The organism is Psychrobacter sp. 1Y4, assembly GCF_051847555.1.
Window position 1 is genome coordinate 1 of sequence record NZ_JBPYDE010000501.1, and the last position, 734, is coordinate 734.

Here is a 734-nt window from a genome sequence, read left to right on the forward strand (position 1 = left end):
CTATCTGATTCAAGCAGATGCCGCATTGCGTAGTCAAGATGCCACGCTCGCCAAGCAAGTATTTGACGTCATGGATGATCAGACCGTACCAGCACTTATGGCTCGGGCCGATTGGCTACTGAGTATCGGTGAGTACACACAAGTTCGCGACTTGCTACAAGAGCATACCGATAAAGACGCGCTGTTGCTACGGCTTATTACGGCTCAGATGAAATTGAATGATCCCAAAGCCAAGCAAAATTTAGCACTGATGAAAGAACGTATTGATGTCTGGCAAATACGTCAAGAAAACGCCCATATGCGAGAGCAAGCAACCTATGCTCTGCTTGCCAATCAGGTAGATTCAGCCCTTTCATTGGCGCAAAAAAACTGGCAACAACAGCGCGAAACCGCAGATATCGAGCTGTATGCCACCGCAGCACTGAGGGCAAACAGCCAAAAAGATATCGACTTGATACGCCATTTTATAACCGACACACAGTTTCAATATCCGGCATTGGAACGTGATCTACGCTCGGGGAAACTCAGTGATTGTTTAAATTGCCAAGCGGTACGCAAGCAACACTCAGCCATCCAAACGCAAAACACATCTGTTAAAAGTGCGCCCGTTAGTACAAACGAGCACTCAAGTACACAAGCTACGAATAAGGATGACACTATATGAGCGCGCTTTGCAGACTTGTTTGGAGTCACACTTATCGTTACTTCACCTTACTAATGCTCATGCTCACCTG

General features: G+C 46.7%; 1 pseudogene. It reads left to right on the plus strand.

Annotated elements, in window-relative coordinates:
* Window positions 1–664: pseudogene (locus ACS8FC_RS17205) on the plus strand (tetratricopeptide repeat protein); the annotation flags it as partial.
* Window positions 665–734 lie beyond the last annotated feature (70 nt).